Source organism: Exobacillus caeni (genome assembly GCF_005747095.1).
GTDB lineage: Bacteria > Bacillota > Bacilli > Bacillales > Guptibacillaceae > Exobacillus > Exobacillus caeni.
In genome coordinates, this window is the sequence record NZ_SWLG01000007.1 from 207984 (window position 1) to 225713 (window position 17730).

Below are 17730 nucleotides of genomic sequence, written 5' to 3' on the forward strand. Positions count from 1 at the left end.
AAGATTATTGGCCATTATTTCTCATAATGGACCCACTTCTTCTGTAGTTTGACCTGTATCAGGGTGATCACGAACAGGATGATAAAAAGAATCCAGGCGATCGCAGAAGCATAGCCCATTTTCAAGAAGGCGAACCCCTGCTGAAATAAATAGAGCATCAAAACCATACTGGCATTATTAGGTCCGCCTGCTGCAGTAATGTCACCGGAATTTCCAGTCATCACGTAGATTTGTTCAAAAGCCTGAAAGGTTGTGATCGTACTAAGGACGAGTACAAGAAAGGTTGTTCCGGAAATCAACGGAACAGTTACATATCGAAACTTTTGGATCACCCCTGCGCCTTCAATTTCTGCGGCTTCGTAAAGATCTTCCGGCACATTTTGCAATCCGGCCAAAAAGATGACCATCATGTAGCCGACGCCTTTCCAGACTGCTACGAGTACCAGTACCGGAATAACAAGGTGCTCGTCGTTCAGCCACTTTTGCGGCTCAAGCCCAAATTTTAAGAGCAGGTCATTCGCTAATCCGAAACGTGGATTGAAAATGGCATCCGCGACATACAGGACAACAGTCCAGGAAGAAATAACCGGAATAAAATGAGCGATTCGAAAGAACTTCAAGCCTTTCAAGCTCTGGTTTAGCGCTACGGCTAAAATCAACGCCAGTATCGTTTGTGTCGGAACGAATAAAATAGTGAAGTAGGCGGTATTCTTCAAGGACTTCCAGAAGACGGGATCCTGGATAAGTTTATTGTAATTTTCTAAGCCTACCCACTCAGGCGGATTCAGCATATCGTAGCTTGAAAAGCTAAAATATAAGGAAGCGAGCAGGGTGAATGCGATAAAAACGATGAAATGAATGAGGTAAGGGGAAATCATGAGCAATCCCCATTTCCCCTCACTACTCAAAGATTTTCTTTTTTTCTTAGTGTTAACCTGCGTTTGGATGTTTGTTTGAGATTTTAAGTTTCCAATCATTCGAGTCACACTTTCTATCGTCTATTTTTCTATTTGTTATAAAACTCGTCTAAGACATCCTGCACTTCTTTGTCAGCATTTTCTAAAGCCTTGTCGACAGTCGTTTCATTAAGGAATGCTCTGTTCAGGTTATCCCCCATTACTTTAACCCACTCTGACCAAACAGCATTCACATCGAGAGTTCCTGCAAAGTCAAAGCTGTCTAAGAATGCTTGTTTGTTTTTTGGCTTATCACCAGAATTCAAAAATAGATCGGAGTTTGCAACTGACTTTTTCACAGGTACTGCTTCTCCCAGCTCAGCCCATTGCTTCTGAACATCGTCTTCTGATACCCAGTACTTGATCCATTCCCATGCTGCTTTTGCCTTCTCGTCGGATGTTTTATTGCTGATAATCCATGAGTTCGCGATAACTGGTGAGAACCGTTTGCCATCTGGACCTTTAGGAAGGACAGTCACATCATAATTGACTCCTGTTTCGTTAGCTGCAAGCACCCTTGCGTAAATCCCAATACGCATTGCTGCTGTTTGGCTTGGGAACGGAGACATCGGACTCTGGAAGGCCTGTAGGTCTGATGGGTCTGTAAAGATACCGCGTTCCATTCCATCGACGATATAATTGACCGCTTCTTTGTTTTCAGGTGAGTCTACAATTGATTTTTTCAAATCATCTCCCAACACTCCGCCTCCGTATGACTTCAGTACCGTCATCCACCCTTCAGTTATATTAAAGAATGTAAGGCCGTATTGATTTACACTACTGGCATTGAATCCTGATTCATCTGCCGTTTTACCGCTTGTATCGATTGTTAATTTAGCGCCTGCTTTTTTCAGGTCTTCCCATGTCCAACTTTCATCTGGGTAATCGACACCCGCTTTGTCAAACATATCCTTGTTATAGAAAAGTGCTGCAATTTGAATCCCTTGTGGTACTGCCCAATACTTTCCTTCTGGACCTTTATTAAAATCCAGTCCGTAATAGTCGTCCTTGTTTAAATCTTTATTGATCAATTCTGTTAAATCTTTCGCAGCTCCGCGCTCCGCATATTTTTGGACAAACACACCGTCTGATAGCCATACATCAGGAGCATTTCCTCCGGCTATCTGAGTATCAAGCTTTTGGAAGAACTGCTGATAAGGGGCATTTTGGGTTTTGATCTTGATGTTGGGATGCTCTTTCTCAAACTGAGCAATAATTTCATTCATTTTCTTGTCAGCACTACCCGATGAATAGAAACCTAAAGTAATTTCCGTAGTCTTTGAACTTGAACCAGAGTCTGAACCTCCCTCTTGATTCGTTTTTTGCGAACAGCCTGATAAAATCAACATAAAAACACCTAGTAATACTGCCATTAATTTTGATAACCTTTTTACTGACAACTTTTTTCTCCCCCTTTTTAGTGGTAACGCTTACAATTCTTATCTTAAGGGTTATAATTAAATCAGAAAATGTAATTTTATTTGAAAATTTGTGTTTTTTTAAATAAAATGAAAATAAAAAATATTATTTCTATTCAGTTGATACTGAGAGTGATTTAAAAGCATTCTTCAAAGTGCCGGGCAGTAAAACTTTTTCCCCATTCAAGCGATTTTCCTTAATGAGAATAAAGGAGCAGGCTATGTCCTTTAAATTAGGTTCCATAAATGCAAAATTATTTTTTATTATCATCATATTTGTTTGTATTCCTTTGCTTGTGCTGGGACAGATCTGGTACCAAAAAACGACCGCAGCCATCGAGAATAATGCAGTCGTCTATAGCCAGCATCTATTAAACCAGACAAATGAATACCTGGATTTCTATTTAAACGATCTAGAGCAGGCGACCGTTCCAATCCTTTCAAAGCCGGAGGTACAATCTTATCTTAAACTGAATCCTTCTACCTCGAACAGGTATGACAGGTTCGTCATCTCAGAAAAAATCCAGAATGATTCTTTTGGAGGCATTCTTGAAGGACGGTCTGACATCTTCGGGATTTCTTTGATCAATAAAAACGGGATGCAGGTACATAACTATGTGAAAGTAAAAGGATATCTGGATATGGGGGAAATCAGAAATAGGAATGCAAAATTATGGAATAATGCTAAGAATTTAGAGCCCTATCAAATACTTGATGTCGATTTTATCCATCACACTCCCGTACTCACGATCGTAAGAAAGGTCTATGACAAGAACACTTTTGATAATTCCGGATTGTTGATTGTGAACCTCCGTTTAAACAAAATTGCGAGCATCATCAACGAGGTGACATTGAGCCATTTTAAAAACGTGTGGATCGTAAACGATAACGACAAGATTATTTTCCATCCTAATCAGAGTGAGCTCGGGAAAACATTTTCTTATGAGCAAAATGAAAACCATGATGAGGACCGTTTCTTTATCATCAAAAGCAACAATTTGAAAACGCTGAACATCTATGACCATTCTTCCCAGTCTAACTGGACAATGGTGGCGAGCGTCCCTCTTGGAAAAATCATGGCCTCCTTAATCAACCTCAGAAGTTCGACTATATGGACCGGGCTGATAATGATCGGTGTCGCCTTGTTGTTTGTCGGAGGGTTTTCCTTTTTCCTAACCTATTCCCTGTCGAACCTGAGGAAGATGATGAAAAAGGTGGAATCCGGAAATCTAACGTTTGAAATAAATAAGAAGCCGTTGCCTTTCTATCGCAATGATGAAATCGCTGAACTCTATAACAGCTTTTATACGATGACAAACGAGTTAAACGGATTGCTTGAAGAAGTGAAGCATTCAAAGCTAATTGAAAAAGAACTTGAGATTAAGAATAGGGAGTCGGAACTCCAGGCGATGCAGTCGCAGATCAATCCCCATTTTTTGTATAACACTTTAGAGATTATAAACTCATATGCCATTATAGAAAACCAGATGATGATCAGCAGGATGACTACGTCCTTAGCTGATATTTTTCGATACAATGTCAGCAATTCCAAAACGATCGTTACACTCCAAGAAGAAATTAAGCAGATTCATTCGTATCTGCAAATTCAAAAAGAAAGATTTGAGGACCTCTCAGTGACATTCTTTTTGGATGAAGAAATGACGAAGCATGTGATCGCTCCCAGGCTTTCGATTCAGCCAATCGTGGAAAACGCCTTTGTCCACGGTTATGAAGACCATGAATTGAATCCTACCTTCATCGGGATTTACGGGAAGAAAGAGGTACAATACTATACGCTCTCCATTGTGGATAAGGGACATGGCATGAGCAAAGAAATGATGGAAATGTTCAATGCTGCCTTTAAAAATAACGAAGAACCACCTCCAGACAGCAAATCGACCAAACGAATCGGAATGATTAATGTTCATAAACGGATATACGGAAACTTCGGCCAGCCGTTCGGAGTTTATATTAAACAGTCAGATGAAAACGGCACAGTCGTCGAAGTCAACCTGCCTTATAAAAATGAAGAACATAGAAAGGAGGCATAGCGATGTATACAGCGATTAGTGTTGATGATGAAAAGATGATCAAGAAAAGCATCGCCGCCCTGGTAGGTTCCCATGATACCGGATTTAAAATTGTGGGAGAAGCGAAGGATGGCCTGGAAGCGATAGCGTTAAACGAACAGCTTTCTCCCGACCTGATCATCACCGATATCCGTATGCCGAAGATGAACGGATTAACATTTATTCAAACGTTAAAGGAGTCGAATGCAAAGACCAGGTTCATCATCATTTCGGGCTATGATGAATTCGAATATGCCCAGACCGCGCTTCGTTATGGAGTTATTGATTTTTTGTTAAAGCCACTTAAACCTGATCAGTTCCTGGCTTCGCTGGAAAAAGTACGTAAAAAGCTCGATGAGGATAAATATGCATCTGAGCAGCGAAGCGAATGGCTCTGGAGCATCAAGGCTTTTGCCGAAACGCTCGTACAGAAGCTCTGGCTTCTAGATGAAGAGCAGGCTTTTGGGATGATCGATGAAATCCATGCAAAATTAACAGAAAAACAGCAGGATAACATTTTACTCAAAAGACAGTACCTTGATCTGATCATTTACATGAGGGGCGAGTTGGAAAAGCAGATGGAGTACATGAATGAAGAGGAAATCTTTCAGGTAACCAATTTTCCAGATGAACCGGACAACATGCACAAAAAATTATCTCAATATATCCAGGAGATTTTAACATTTATCAAGGAAAAGAGGAACTTCGGCCGGAGAACCAATATATTGACAGCCCTCGATTACATTAAAACGAACTATGCTAAAGAAGACCTTTCTTTACAGGAGGTTGCTGATCTGGTCAACATGTCTTCTTCTTATTTCAGCATGGAATTCAAGGCGGAAATGGGGATCAGCTTCAAACAATTTTTAACAAAAATGAGAATGGACGAAGCGAAAGAAATGCTGAACAATCCCGCCTATAAGACCTATGAGATCGCTCAGTTCATCGGTTACAGTGATTACCCGCATTTCACGAAGACCTTTAAAAAGCATGTCGGGGTTACTCCTTCACAATTCCGCAAACGGATCGGCATTTAATAGCACCAAAGAAAATCACCGGGAGTCCGGTGATTTTCTTTGCTTTTCTAAACTTTCACAACAAAACTTTGTTCGAATCCGTCTTTTCTTTTAACGAATAACACCTCGCCCGTCAGATGCGTTCCAGAAAATTGAAAACTATTTGGGCCATCATGAGAGAACAAAATGATTTCAGACTCTTTTCCTCTCTTCATTTCAAGTGCCGTCACGTCGGTTTCAGAGAGCCTTTCGGAACGGGTATTGAAGACATCGATTTTCTCGACCGTAAAATCAGGCTCTTCCTCTTCTCTGTATGGAATGAGGATCGTAACAAACCTCGTGAATCCTTTCCCCTTTTTGGAAGCTTCGATTTTAGTCGATTTGTTCTTGTCATTATAATTCCTCGATATCCAGCATTCTTCCTGTGAAAGGCTTACCGGATCGAGCTGCAGCAACTTCAACTTCACTCCGTCCGCGCTTGCTGCTTCGACAAAAGAGCTATCTGGATCGATTCCTACTGCCAGTTTTTCAGCAAAATGAAAATGCTGGGTAAAGTCATGTTCTTCATGAGATCGAAATGTGTCGACCAGTATCCAGTAAGAAGGTTTCACATAGAATATTTGCCTGAGAACCTGAACAGGATCATCCAAACGCCAGTATCCGTTATGCCCGGCCTGAACATAATCAAAAGCTGGCTGGCTATTCCAGTAATGTTCCCTGGGTTGAGCAACGTTCTTCCAGCTCCAGGAACTTTGATATCCTGAGATACTTTTCCCATCGACACTTGTTGTGTTATGGTTAAACGATTCTTTGAAATAGCGCCGGTAATCATTTTCCATGTAGGTATAACGCCCCGTATCCAAAAGCAAATCTTTTCCAAAGGCATGAAGGTCAAAATGGAGGAAATCATCATGCCCGTGTGCCCGGATAATATCCATGTGGCCGCCATCAAAAATGAGGTACCGGGCATCACTTGACCAACCACTGCGCATAACAGAGTATCCAGCCTGTTCCATGTGGATAGAACAGAATTCCGGTAGCTGGCTTTTAAGATTTCTGTATGTTTCCATTCCCTTTTGACCGTAATACCAGATACCCTCGTAATCTAACATCTCGTACCCCTGTGATTTCAGATCTCCTCTTTCAAATAGGACTGCTCCACGGGTAAGAACGTCTCTGGAATCCGTATCATCACTGTCACTTAGCATCGGTTGGTGGCCGTCTGGTTTCACAAACGACAAAGAACCAGTGAACAACCGGTCTAACGAGTCTACCAGTGTCTGGGGAACCTGAAGGTGGTTGATCCTTGCAAGCAATACAGGTTCGAATAAACAGTGAAGAACTTCATGGTGATACATAGGGCTTTGTTCATTGTGCATCCCGTCTTCAAACACCTGCAGCCTGCACATTGTCTCGAGCCGTTCAACCGCTAACTTCAGCCAATTTGATGATTCCTCCAGCTCCGGAAACAGAATGGCTATCTGAAACAATCCGTTCGTTTCTAAAAAACCCCAGTTACTCTGTTTATCATGAGGGGTATAGGCGATGCTCAAATAGTTGCCGTGAAGCTTGAGCGCATCGTGGAATAGTCTTTCCACATCATCGGTCCAGGCCGGAGACTCCCTGACACAGAAATATCCCTTTATCCAGTTGGTGATCCGGATTCCGCTGTCCAGTTTACGCCAGGTATCTTTGACGTTGTATTGCCTTGCCTCACTCTGGTAAATTTCTTCTTCCGTAAGTGGATTTTGTGCAATCCAGTCCTTCATCAATCGTATATAAGCTTCAGCGAACTTTTCTTCGCCGGTCAACCAATACGCCTGGCCCAATTCCGCCATAAATCTCGCACGGTTAAGGTTGACTGTCCATTCGAAATCACCTTTGTACTGGTAAGTCCAATCGATCTTTTCGCCAAAAGAAACCGGCATCTCACATCTCTCCATATCCCAGCGATGGGTAAAAACGAATGTATTGGCGCATGCCTTTTTAGCTCTTTCTAGAACTTCTTCCACTTCATTTTTCCAATGTTTCCGGCAATTCTCAACTATGAATCCTTTTTCCGTACGGGAATAGAAAAAGGTTGTTTTGTTTTTTGTTTCTGCCATCTCTATCCCCCTACTTATTTTTTTGCTCTTTCGGCTGAAAGCCATCTATCGATGTGCTCCTTGATAAATTCGTCATCCTGAAGGTGGGGATATTGTTGATAGATCCGATCGATTTCTTCTGATTGTCCCGGGCTTAATCTTTCTTTTTCGCTTAGACATATATTTTCGCACAGCATCCCCTGCCGGCGGAGCACTTCGTTGATTCCGGCGATACTGCCTTTAAACTGATGAAAAGGATCAAACAACGCGGCATTGGCATCGGTTATTTCTGCACCCAGTCTGAGCAGCTCGAGCGGCACCATTCCTGTTTGCCTCGCTTCTTTTACCTTTTCTAATAGCTCGACTGCTTTTGTCGTCCATACTGCCCAGTGCCCAAGCAAACCTCCGACAATTTGTTTGGTCACCAATTTTTCACCGATTCGAAAATGGTACTCCGTTAATAGGTCAGCAACGATATTGTCATCGTTTCCTGTGTATAAGGAAATCTCTTCATTACGAGAGGACGCACAGACTGCCCTAACCACATCCAGCGTCTGATACCGGTCGAATGGAGCAAGCTTGATAGCATATACTCCTGGAAGTTCGGCAAAGTCTCTCCAGAAATCATAACTGAAAACCCTCCCTCCTACTGCTGGCTGCAAATAGAAGCCGAACACAGGAATCACTTCGGCGACTGCTTTTACCCGCTCAAGATGATCCGATTCACTCAGATCAGTCAGTCCTCCCATACTGACAAGGCCAAGATCATATCCTAAACGCTTCGCCGTCTTTGCTTCGTTTAGAGCCTGGTCGGATGGGCCGGCTATACCTGCCACTTTGATAAAAGGACTCTTCACATGAGACTTGTTCACTTCTTCTGCTGCCAGACGTAAGACGGGTTCATATAAATCAATTCCTTGATCACGGATTTCGAATTGCGTCGTATGGACCCCGACTGCTATTCCACCGGCTCCGCTTGCCAAATAATATTTTGTCAGGGCACGCTGCCTTTCTACGTCAAGCGTCCTATCGCTCTTTAGAGCAAGCGGATGGGCCGGTATAACCGTTCCCTGTTTCAAAAAATCTTGTAACTGACCATCAAGTGATGCGGCCACTTAAAAATTCCCCTTTCTCTCCTGGAAGTGGGTTGGCTTATTAAGAACTTCTCCGCCTTTGTTAACCCAGTCAGATGTCCAGTCGATCATTTCCCTAATCGTGACTTTTGGATATCCAAATGTTTCATGTGCTTTAGATGCGTTGCTCAACAGGGCGGTATCCTGTTCCACTCCTTCAAAAACAGGCTCTACACCGAACTTTTCGCCAAAGCGTTCTGCCAGCCAACGTATCGACAGGGTTTCAGGACCCGTGACATTCAGTATCGTTGGAGGAGAGGAACAATGGAGGAGCGAACGAAGCGCTATCTCATTAGCATCCCCCTGCCAGATGACATTCGCGTGTCCCATATTAAGGTCGATCGCTTCTCCCGCTTTGACACTCTTCGCAACTTCCAGCAAGACGCCGTAACGCATGTCGATCGCATAGTTTAACCGAAAATGAAGCTGCGGTGTTCCGTATTTATGAGAAAAATAAGTGAAGACACGCTCCCTTCCCAGGGATGATTGAGCGTACTCCCCGACTGGACCTGTCGGCGTTTCTTCCGAAGCTCCCCCGCTTCCAACCCGTGTATGAGGGTATACGTTTCCTGTTGAAAAGGAGACAATCCTCGAATCTCTATACTTTTCGGCAACACGACCAGGAAGATAAGCATTCATCGCCCATGTAAAATGTTCATTTCCTGTCGTCCCAAACTTGTTACCTACCATGTAGATCACATTCTCTATTTCAGGAAGCGCCTTCAGCTGCTGCTCCTCTAAGAGGTCCGCTGCAATCGTTTCTATGCCACTGTTCTCCAATTCATCTCTCAGAAGTCCTTTCGTAAACCTTGAAACACCGATAACCCTTTTATTCAAATTTCCTTTGCTGGCAGCGTTTCTGGCAAGCTTTGCAAGTGTCGGGCCCATCTTTCCTCCCACACCTAAAATAAGTATATCGCCATTCAATTTTGATAGGTCCTCGATCAATCGATCTGATGGTTCACACATCTTAAGTTCAAGTTCCTCAATTGTTTCCAAACAGCTTCCTCCTTTTAAAAAAGTATTCTTTTCAGCTTAAAGATAAGTTTAGAAGAGGGGAAACAACGAAACAATGACTTAAATAGGACCCTTTTTCATTAGTTAAGTAAAATATCATTATATTCGAAAAGCTCCTGTCCTTCCGTGTCCCGAATTATCAAACGCAAAAACATGATACTCTTCTTTTAAATATGAAACTAACTCTCTGAAACAATCCGCACTGTTTGCTAGTCCATGCAACAAAACAAGCACAGGCTTTCCACTTTTCCCCCATTCATAGTAATGGACATTCTGGCCTGCTAAATCGATCGTTGTGCTCTTCATCTTCGTTCCTCCCGTTTTAATAAAAACCATTGTCTTTATTATAAACCTAACAGAAACAGAGGAAATTCAACTTTTTTAAAGAAGCCTAGTAAAAAGGAGGATATAAGATGGACTATACGTTTAAGCACATGACCCAAAAGCAGGCAGAGGATATTGCCTACAACTGGCATTACGATGGAGAATATTCCTTTTATGATATTACAGCAGATGAGGAAGACCTGGAAGAATTCCTGGATCCTGACCAAAGGGGAGACAGCACATTCGCCGTTTTTAAAAACAATGAACTGGAAGGCTTTTTTAGCTTTAAAGAAACAGAACAGGGCGTGGTCGATATCGGTCTTGGCATGCATCCGGATTTAACCGGAAAAGGGAACGGGCTTTCCTTTTTAAAAGCAGGAATAGATTTCGCAAAAAAGAAATATGCTCCGCACACATTTACACTTGCTGTTGCCACGTTTAACCAGCGCGCCATCAAAGTCTATGAAAAAGCGGGCTTTCAACCTGAAGGAAATTTTATGCAGGCGACCAACGGCAGTGAATATGAGTTTTTGAAGATGAGATTTGTTGCTGGTTAGTCCAAGAGAAAAATTAAGGCGGTATTTACTATAAATCGTCCCCTTATAGGATAATGGAAGGGTTTTCAAAATAACCGTAGGTAGTGGTATAGTGCCAATTTTTAGATAAATATCCAAATCCTGTTTTGCAAGGTTTTCATTGGGTATTGTACGAGAGGTCTGGCAGGCATGGAATAATTACAAAGCACTATAAAACTACCAGGAGGTTATTTGAATGAAATTAAAATCTATTTCTTTAGCTCTAACGTTTGCTCTGATCGGGGCGTTGTTACTTACGCCTTTCAGCACAATGGCTGCATCCTCTTCCACAACTGGTTCGAAAATCCTTAAGAACATTAAAGTGACTGGCACTCTAGAAGATGGCGGAACGTTTGATGGTATGCTTACAATCGAACAACTTTCATACGATGAAGTCGAAGGTTTACTTATGAGCGGTGAAGTAAAAGGTGAAGCAACAAATGTTGATGGTGTAACTACAGATGTGAAAGAAACGTTTGAAAATGTACCCGCTACATTAACTGAAGCAACTGACAGTGAAACAGCACAGGCTGCTTCATTGATGGACGCAACCCAGCAACAGGCTCAAGCTGAAGCTGAATGTGATATCTTAAATTTAGACCTTGGACCTATCTTCCTTGATTTGCTCGGTCTACAGCTTGACCTTTCAGAGATTAACCTTGACCTTACAGCAGTACCAGGGTCAGGTAACCTTCTTGGTAATTTGCTATGCCAGGTAGCAGGACTGCTTGATGATAACGGTTTACTTAGCGGTGTTCTAGACCAGGTATCAGGCTTATTGGATTCGTTGTTAGGACAAATCAACTCACTTTTAGGGTAAAAGGTGATATGCCAGCCAGACTCCCAGGTTGTATTGTTAGTTAAGAATGTTGGTCAGACAATTTTTTTAAAAGAAAGTGATGCCATCACAGTAGGCTCACTTTCTTTTTCTTTTTTTTACACAAAGACCTAAATCTAGCTTTCTTCATTCCTTGGAATAAATTTCGTGAAATATCCCGCCAAAAGCAGCAATAAGATTGTTACAACCGAATGCCAGATCCCAAGAATATCAAATGCAACTCCAGCCACACTAAAAAGGGCAATGGCGTACAAACAAATCATTGATAAATAGCTCTTAATTCCCCCGTCACTTTCATTATTTTTCTTTCTTTTATTGATGATGAACATAGACCATCCAATGCTTAATAGAAATACGGAAATACAAACAGGCAGCAACATGAAAACACCTCGCACTTTATGTACGATTAAGGAGAGGAAAAGTTTCCCAGGAACAGAAAAAGCATTGCCGCCCTTTGCAGCAATGCCTCGTCGTCCTTCGTTAAAACATACTCGTCACTTTTCCAGTTTCTTTATTCACATAATACCAGCCTCTTGTCGCTTTATGGGACTCATCTTCGTTTTTCACAACGTCAAACACGTGGATAACATACAGGTCCTTTTCGTCATGATCGTATTTGATATGCACGTCTTTATCGTTTTCAAGATCCAGATGCTCACGTACGAGTTGTTCTGCTTCCTCTTTAGAGATGTTATTATCCTCAGAATTGTTGTCTTGCGGCAGTTTCTCTTGCTGGACTCCTTCTACGATCCATTTCTCACCGTCATCCTTCATTACAAACGTCATTTTTCTATGACCGCGCAGTTCGTTGTTACGTTCCTGGACGACGTGATAGGTTGAATCGTCTACTTTCTCAAGATCAAACGACTTTTCTGCCCTGAGCCAAACAGGAGCATCCATCGCTTTGGAATATAACGCCCCATCTCTCTTATCAAAATACATATCTACGAGACCAACCGCCCAGTCTTCAGACATGATCGCAGTATAGTGATCGATCACTTTTTCCTTCGTCGTATATTTTTCCATCTTGCCTTTTGGCCCGGCATAATCGAATACTTCCATGAAAGTCTGTTCATATTCCTGAAGTACATTTTTTGCCTGTTGTTTTGTTAACTCAGCTTCTGCAGATTTCTCTTCATCTTGCTTTTCGTTATTTTCCTTATCGGTCAGCTCCTGGTTGTTCTCATCCTGTGCATCGTTTTGCTGCTCAGCGGATTGATCTTGCTCTGCTTTTTCACCTTCTGAATCTGCAGTTTCATTTGAGTCTTCTGAAGCATCCGTATCTTCCTGCTCCCTTTGACCGTCTGCATCCTCACTATCATTCTGCGCTTCCGGTTCTTCAGTACCAGACTGCCCCTCTGAATCGTTTTCTTCGGTAACAGATTCCTCTTCGTCATTGTTATCAGACTGGTCATCAGTACTATCATCCATGTTTACATTCGTATTTTCATCAGCAGATTCAGAGGAGTCTGTTGCATCATCCTGTTCTTCCTGCTGATTTGTGTTAATTGTTCCGTCTGACTCGTTATTCATATCCGCTGTTTCAGTTTGGTCTGTTTCCGCTGTTTGATCTGTTGGACTGTTAGCAGTTCCACACGCGCTCAACATCAATAGGCCGATCAATGAAATAGTTGAAAGAATCTTCATCGTGTCATCCTTTCTTTATCCCTTTGTATACGCTTTTCACTTAATATAGGCCTAATAAACAAAGGAGGTTCGAGTTCCATTAGACCAAAAAAAGAACAGGTCTCCCCATTCTTTTTTCAGGTCGTGCGCCGTACACTTTATCGCAGTACCGCAGAGCGGGACTGACCCCACTGTTTTTGTGGATAACTTCTAGATGCTGAGCAGGCTGCGAATTTCGTCCTCTGAAAGGCTTGATAGCATGGTTTCTCCTGGCTTGATCACCGCTTCGATCAGCTCTTTCTTCTTTTGCTGCATATCATATATTTTTTCTTCGATCGTTCCTTTAGCAATCAAACGCATGACCTGCACCACTTTTTTCTGGCCGATCCGGTGGGCTCTTCCTGCGGCCTGTTCTTCAACCGCCGGGTTCCACCAGAGGTCATAAAGGATAACGGTGTCGGCTCCTGTAAGGTTCAATCCGGTACCTCCCGCTTTTAAGGAGACAAGGAAAATATCCTTTTCGCCTTCGTTGAAGCGTTCCACCATTTCCACTCTGTCCTGGGATGGTGTCTGGCCATCAAGATAGAAGCAGTTCAAGCCCTCTTCTTCAAACCTGTCTCTGATAATTCTAAGCATGCTGGCAAACTGGGAAAATACGAGAAGGCGCTGGCCGTTTTCTCTTGCCGTTTGTACAAGATCCATTAACTGTTCTAGCTTTCCTGATTTCCCTTTGTAATCCTCGACGAAGAGTGAAGGATGGCAGCAGAGCTGCCTCAACCTGGTCAATCCCGCAAGAATCTTAATACGGCTCTTCTGGAATCCCTCATCCTGTATCGCCGCCACGGTCTCCTGCTGGATTCTCTGCAAGTATCCAAGGTATAATTCTTTCTGGTTTTTTGTTAACTCAGAAATATGCATCGTTTCGATTTTATCAGGCAGCTCTTTTAGGACGTCTTTCTTCACACGCCTTAAAATAAACGGGTTGACCATCTGTGCGATTTTTTCCTGAGAAAAGCCTCGGAATTCTGCCTGTGACGGGAAGAATCCAGGTAAAATAATTTGCATTAATGACCATAACTCACCGATCGAATTTTCGATTGGCGTACCGCTTAGCGCAAACCGTTTATGTGCGTTGATTTTTCTGGCAGCCTTTGTTGTTTTGGCGTTTGGATTTTTTACCGCCTGCGCTTCATCAAGAATCAACGTGTTAAACTCAGTGTCCACATAAGAGTCGATATCCTGCCTGATCAAAGGATAAGAGGTGATCCAAACATCAGCTGACTGTGCATTCCAGAGCAGTTCCACCCGTTCTGACGGCGTACCGGCGATAACCTGCACATCAAGAACAGGAGCAAACTTTTCAAACTCGTTTTTCCAGTTATAGATCAGTGATGCCGGTGCGACAACAAGCGTCGGCCGGTGATCTTTCGTCTCCTGTTTCTCAGACAAAATATAAGCAATGCTCTGCAGTGTTTTTCCGAGTCCCATATCATCTGCCAGAATCCCGCCAAGGTTATAGTGTGCGAGCGATTTCAACCACTTGAAACCTGTCTTCTGGTAATCGCGGAGCTCGGCATTCAAATCTTCCGGAAGCTCAAAGTTCAGTTCAGCTGGATTTTTCAATTCGTCGACCAGCCTTTGAAACGCTTTACCGAGACGGGCAGCATTGGGATTTTGAAGGTTCATCATTTCCTCAAGCTGCGGGCCGCGATAGATCGGCAGTCTGCCCTTTCCTTTCGTGACATCCTCCCTGTTCAGGTGGAACTCTCTCATCAGCTTGCTGAGTTGTTCCATCTCATCTGTTTCGAATGAGACAAACGTACCTTCCGGCAAGCGGTAATACCGTTTCTTTTCCACAACAGCTGTCAGGATATTCTGCACCTCGTTCTGGTCGATTCCTTCGAAGTCAAAGGTTATATCGAGCCAGTTTCCGGTCACATCCAGATCTACGGTTGTCATCGGCTCAAAACCATTTTCTTTTATCAAACTGCCAGTGTCTCCGCTGACAAACACTTCGGCTTTTTCCTCAAGTTCCGGCAGGGTATAGAACAGAAAGTCAAAGATTTCTTCTTCTCTATTAACATATAACTGTTTTCCGTTAAACTTCATTCCTGCATTTTCAATCAGTTGCATAATTTCGCGTTCTTTATCTGCTTCTCTTTGTAAGATGGTATCGTCTGCCTGGGACCGCTCATTTTTAAAAGGGTGGATCACCGTTTCACCGTAATGATATTCAACGTTCATTTCGATTCGGTTTTCGTCAGCCTGGACGAAAATCTTCGTTTGAAGCTGTGGCGCAATAATCTTCTCAGAAACTTCCTGTGAAATTTCAATATTCCCAAGCCTCTCCAGGCCGGGAAGCACTGTCGATATAAAAGGTTCCATTTGCTTTTGTGTTACTGTCAGCTTCTCTTCTTTCATCATAGCGGGTGAAAACTCACGCAAAAGAGCTTTTTGTTCCAGAGAAAGATTATAAAGCACCCCTTGATAAAATAAAAACCCGTAAAGATCAAAGAAAGCTGAATCCTCTAGCCCGTCAAAATCAAACTCGTAAACACCGTCTTTTTCGGTTAGCTGAAATATGAATGGGAGTTCTTCATTTACAAAGTCTACATTTGTATACTGTTTTCCCTGCAACTCAAAGGACAGCGGCCGTTCTTTTAATAACGGAAAAAGATTTTTTGCCACGAGCGGCGGTATCACTAATTCACGGGCATTTGTCGACCTTGCCCACAAAGAAAAAGAATCTTTATATACCTGTTCATTTTTATAGGCTTCATACAGCATGTCAAAAATTTCTTTGTCTTCTGTTTCAAGATAATGCTCTGTCGGATCGAACGTGAAATTGTTGGTAATCCGGTATGTTGCATTTACTTTTATGCTTTCAAGAAAATCACCGATGTTCTTTATAATATAAGGCCTGTTTTCTCCTGCCCGCAGTTCAAGCGTGATCACAGAATCAAACGACACGCCGGAAGTGGCAGGACCTTTACATACATATTCGATATGCAGTGGGGCTTTGTAAGTATTTTGCCTGCCTTCTGAAACAGATTGCTCATATGCTGAAAACGTTTCGATAAATTGGGCCGTTATCGGGTTTTCATCTTTGACTTGTTTTATGCTGCTTATGTCCAAGTCACCTCTGTCGCTCAGGTTTAGCATCGTGGCAGCAATATGCTTGCATGGGCCATAGCTCTCAAATGCCTGGCAATTGCATCTAACTTCAACCCCATGATCAAGTAGTTCTATGTCAACATGATAAGCGTCGCTGCCGTAAACAATCGCGCTCCAGGAATTCTGGTCTTCAAGCCTGAGACCGCCCACTCTGCCCTCCTGATAGTAGGAAAGGCCGCGCCGGTAAACAAGGTTAGGAAATAGGTCTTTTATATTCTCTTTTGTAAATGAAAAGTTTCTAATTTGCATCTTCTCAACAACTTTCCGAATGTAAAATGTCTATCTCTCCATTATAGCGGTTGAAGGCTTGATATAAAAGGGAAGGAGAATTCAGGCATCTAAATGACTGTAAAAAGAATCTTTTCACCCTAAAAATGGCATCCTACAAAATAACAAAAGGATAGGAGGAAAATGGATGGTTACCAATGCTCCAAAATTAACTTCCGCTGAAATCGCGATGATATGGAATACTTATATGGGGGATACGATGGCTATTTGCGTTTTAAAACATTTTCTAAACACCACCGAGGATAAGGACGTAGAGCCTATTCTTCGTTATGCTTTAGAACTTTCCGAACAGCACATCCAAGTTATTAAATCATTGTTGTCTATTGAAAAACTACCTATTCCTCATGGATTTAACGAAGACGATGTAGACCTTGAAGCACCGAAGCTTTTTTCAGATGTTTCGTATTTGAGGTATATTCACCATATGGGTCGAAGCGGCCTTTCATCATACAGTCTTGCCAGGGCAGTGGCGGCAAGAAAAGACACTAGAAAAATTTTTCATCATTTTCTCCGCGATGCAGAAAAATTATTTGATAAAAACGTTGAGATTATGCAAGAAAAAGGTGTGTTTATCCGTGCTCCGTATATCGATTATCCTGGGGAGATCGAGTATGCAGATGACGTAAAATTTTTAGGAGAGTTCCTTGGAAAGCCACGCCCCCTGTTAGCGATTGAAATAGCTCATCTTGGAACAAATATCGAGGTGAGCAATGTGGCAAAAACATTATTTTTAGGTTTTAGCCAGGTTGCCCGATCACATGAAATCAGTGATTATTTTAAGAAAGGTTATACTGTCGCGAAAAAGCACGGCGAAGAGTTTATGACCGTTTTAAGGGATGATGATGTTTCTTCTCCTTCAACATGGGATTCAACCATCACAGATTCAACTGACGCACCTTTTTCAGATAAGCTCATGCTCTTTCAGGCCAATATTTTAAGCGCATTTGGAATCGGAGACTACGGCCTTGGAATGGCTGCAAGTTTACGAAAAGATCTCGCAGCAATGTATGCCCGGTTGCTTGTCGATCTCGGACTTTTTGCAGAAAAAGGCGCTAAATTGATGATCAAGCACGGCTGGTTTGAAAAGCCTCCCCAATCGCTTGACCGAGAGAAGTTGCGAACCATGAATAAGAACTAAAAAAGAGGCGAAACGGAGTAGGCGCTGGATATTTTAAAAACTCCGCTTTAATGTAAAAGAGTATGCCGCATATT

At 42.4% G+C, this 17730-nt stretch carries 14 protein-coding genes; 5 read left to right on the forward strand and 9 right to left on the reverse strand.

The window, feature by feature from the left end; all coding sequences use genetic code 11:
* Nucleotides 1-14: 14 nt before the first annotated feature.
* Together FCL54_RS11905 and FCL54_RS11910 are read right to left on the reverse strand one after the other, a co-directional pair.
* Nucleotides 15-977 (reverse strand): carbohydrate ABC transporter permease, encoded by a 963-nt coding sequence (locus FCL54_RS11905; protein ID WP_181954883.1) that lies wholly within the window; start codon nucleotides 975-977, stop codon nucleotides 15-17.
* Nucleotides 978-1006: 29 nt separating this feature from the next.
* Nucleotides 1007-2329 carry an ABC transporter substrate-binding protein gene (locus FCL54_RS11910; protein WP_138126866.1) on the reverse strand — a complete coding sequence of 441 codons (1323 nt, stop codon included), beginning with the start codon at nucleotides 2327-2329 and terminating at the stop codon, nucleotides 1007-1009.
* A 266-nt stretch (nucleotides 2330-2595) separates the two neighbouring features.
* On the opposite strand from FCL54_RS11910, the gene FCL54_RS11915 reads away from it, so the two are divergent.
* Complete coding sequence (locus FCL54_RS11915) at nucleotides 2596-4425, forward strand: sensor histidine kinase (protein WP_171016808.1); 1830 nt, start codon at nucleotides 2596-2598, stop codon at nucleotides 4423-4425.
* A 2-nt stretch (nucleotides 4426-4427) separates the two neighbouring features.
* The gene (locus FCL54_RS11920; protein WP_138126689.1) at nucleotides 4428-5480 is read left to right on the forward strand and encodes a response regulator transcription factor; all 1053 of its coding nucleotides are present in this window, start codon (nucleotides 4428-4430) and stop codon (nucleotides 5478-5480) included.
* Between the two features lie 47 nt (nucleotides 5481-5527).
* Here the strand turns inward: FCL54_RS11920 and FCL54_RS11925 are convergent, their stop codons facing one another.
* The 4 genes from FCL54_RS11925 to FCL54_RS11940 all read right to left on the reverse strand — a co-directional run bounded on the left by FCL54_RS11925 (nucleotide 5528) and on the right by FCL54_RS11940 (nucleotide 9999).
* Nucleotides 5528-7564, reverse strand: a complete 2037-nt coding sequence (locus FCL54_RS11925) for an alginate lyase family protein (protein ID WP_138126691.1) — start codon at nucleotides 7562-7564, stop codon at nucleotides 5528-5530.
* A 14-nt stretch (nucleotides 7565-7578) separates the two neighbouring features.
* Entirely contained in the window at nucleotides 7579-8658 is a 1080-nt protein-coding gene (locus FCL54_RS11930; RefSeq protein WP_138126693.1) for a dihydrodipicolinate synthase family protein, read from the reverse strand.
* Nucleotides 8659-9675 (reverse strand): NAD-dependent epimerase/dehydratase family protein, encoded by a 1017-nt coding sequence (locus FCL54_RS11935; RefSeq protein WP_138126695.1) that lies wholly within the window; start codon nucleotides 9673-9675, stop codon nucleotides 8659-8661. It lies immediately after the preceding gene.
* Nucleotides 9676-9792: 117 nt separating this feature from the next.
* Complete coding sequence (locus FCL54_RS11940) at nucleotides 9793-9999, reverse strand: alpha/beta fold hydrolase (protein WP_171016809.1); 207 nt, start codon at nucleotides 9997-9999, stop codon at nucleotides 9793-9795.
* A 107-nt stretch (nucleotides 10000-10106) separates the two neighbouring features.
* On the opposite strand from FCL54_RS11940, the gene FCL54_RS11945 reads away from it, so the two are divergent.
* Both FCL54_RS11945 and FCL54_RS11950 read left to right on the forward strand, forming a co-directional pair.
* Nucleotides 10107-10574: a GNAT family N-acetyltransferase gene (locus tag FCL54_RS11945; protein WP_138126699.1), complete on the forward strand. Its 468-nt coding sequence runs from the start codon at nucleotides 10107-10109 to the stop codon at nucleotides 10572-10574.
* A gap of 214 nt (nucleotides 10575-10788) precedes the next feature.
* The gene (locus FCL54_RS11950; RefSeq protein WP_138126700.1) at nucleotides 10789-11412 is read left to right on the forward strand and encodes a hypothetical protein; all 624 of its coding nucleotides are present in this window, start codon (nucleotides 10789-10791) and stop codon (nucleotides 11410-11412) included.
* Between the two features lie 134 nt (nucleotides 11413-11546).
* On the opposite strand, the gene FCL54_RS11955 is transcribed toward FCL54_RS11950, so the two are convergent.
* The 3 genes from FCL54_RS11955 to FCL54_RS11965 form a co-directional block, all read right to left on the reverse strand.
* A complete protein-coding gene (locus tag FCL54_RS11955) occupies nucleotides 11547-11810 on the reverse strand; it encodes a hypothetical protein (RefSeq protein ID WP_138126702.1) in 264 nt (87 codons plus the stop codon).
* Between the two features lie 100 nt (nucleotides 11811-11910).
* Entirely contained in the window at nucleotides 11911-13077 is a 1167-nt protein-coding gene (locus tag FCL54_RS11960; protein WP_138126704.1) for a hypothetical protein, read from the reverse strand.
* 189 nt (nucleotides 13078-13266) lie between these two features.
* A complete protein-coding gene (locus FCL54_RS11965) occupies nucleotides 13267-16380 on the reverse strand; it encodes an SNF2 helicase associated domain-containing protein (protein ID WP_342773882.1) in 3114 nt (1037 codons plus the stop codon).
* Between the two features lie 265 nt (nucleotides 16381-16645).
* Between FCL54_RS11965 and FCL54_RS11970 the strand changes: the two genes are divergently transcribed.
* Complete coding sequence (locus tag FCL54_RS11970) at nucleotides 16646-17656, forward strand: DUF3231 family protein (protein WP_138126708.1); 1011 nt, start codon at nucleotides 16646-16648, stop codon at nucleotides 17654-17656.
* The last annotated feature ends 74 nt before the right edge of the window (nucleotides 17657-17730 follow it).